This window comes from Caballeronia sp. LZ043, from assembly GCF_031451075.1.
GTDB lineage: Bacteria > Pseudomonadota > Gammaproteobacteria > Burkholderiales > Burkholderiaceae > Caballeronia.
The window spans coordinates 1-656 of sequence record NZ_JARUXT010000055.1 but is presented as its reverse complement, the minus strand read 5'-3'; the positions used below and the strand labels follow the sequence as shown (position 1 = coordinate 656).

At 64.2% G+C, this 656-nt stretch carries 1 protein-coding gene; it reads right to left on the bottom strand.

Annotated features, from left to right (window positions below):
- Positions 1–656 (bottom strand): ABC transporter permease (locus tag QCE64_RS36460; RefSeq protein WP_310009225.1); only part of this gene is annotated, 656 nt, incomplete at both ends.

Sequence of the window (656 nt, the reverse complement as noted above, 5' to 3'; positions counted from 1 at the left end):
ATCAGAATGGAGATGAACACGAACAGCAGCGTCGAGACAGCGGCGATCACCGGCGAGATCTGCATCGTGGTCTCGTCCCAGAACTGCTTGGGCAGCGTCGTGCTCAATCCGCCTGACGAGAACAGCGCGATGGTCAACTCATCGAACGAAGTCGCAAACGCGAACAGGAACGAGGAGAGCATGCCTGCGCTCAGGATCGGGAAGGTTACGCGTCTGAGTGTCGTGAAGGTGCGGGCGCCCATGCTCTGTGCGGCGAGGTCAAGGCGCGTGTCGTAGTTGCGCAGCACGGCCATCATCGTGATCACCACGTACGGCACCGCGACCACCGTGTGCGCCAGCACCAGTCCCAGCGACGAACCCACCAGGCCAATCTTCGCGAAGAAATAGAACACGCCCACCGCCAGGATCATGCGCGGCACGACGATCGGCGCGAGCACGAACGCGAGCATCGCCGCATTCCAGCGCAAGCCGCCGCGCACCAGCAGGAAGGCCGCGGGCGTGCCGATCGCCATCGACAGCACACCGGTGCCCACGCCTACCACCAGCGAACGGGTCGCGGCCTGCATCCACAGCGGCGAATCCATCACCTGCTGGTACCACTGCAACGACACGCCATGCGGCGGCCAGGCAAGGCCCGAGGCGGAATCGAACGACAG